Source organism: Halomonas sp. ND22Bw (assembly GCF_003011945.1).
Lineage (GTDB): Bacteria > Pseudomonadota > Gammaproteobacteria > Pseudomonadales > Halomonadaceae > Halomonas > Halomonas halophila.
This window is the reverse complement of sequence record NZ_PXWD01000152.1, coordinates 1-463: the sequence shown is the minus strand read 5'-3', so window position 1 is coordinate 463 and position 463 is coordinate 1. Positions and strand designations below refer to the sequence as shown.

1 protein-coding gene is annotated in these 463 nt (G+C 45.8%); it reads right to left on the bottom strand.

From position 1 onward, the window contains the following. Positions 1-102: 102 nt before the first annotated feature. Positions 103-463, bottom strand: a 361-nt coding sequence (locus CVH10_RS26625) for a hypothetical protein (protein ID WP_219924751.1), incomplete at its 5' end; no start/stop codon positions are given.

Sequence of the window (463 nt, the reverse complement as noted above, 5' to 3'; positions counted from 1 at the left end):
TTGAGAGCTGGTTTCGGCCAGAAACAGACGACAAAGTGATTCCGATATAAAATCCGGCTTTAAGGGGAGAAATAGGATGCGTTCCTATTCCCCCCTCATTATTTAATAATACTCACCAATCTTCTGCACTCGCTCACCGTTCAAGTACCACCATAGATGGCTTTCGCCATCCGCATTCTCAACCATTGCCAAGCTCAGATTAAGACTCTCCCCCTCATCTATGCCATTGAGCAATGGAGCTGCCACCTCCACCTTACTAAAAAATCCTCCATCGTAAGTATAAACTATAAAATAGCGACTCCCATCAATCATCAATCGTGCGGCCGGCGAATAAATCGATGGCAATGCGTATGCCTCTAGCCCTCTCTCCCCGCGACTAATGCTGAATTCGGGAAGCTTTATTCCACTTTTCTGGATGCAGCGAGGAATCGAGAGCCCATCTCTTATTTCCAAAGATAACATT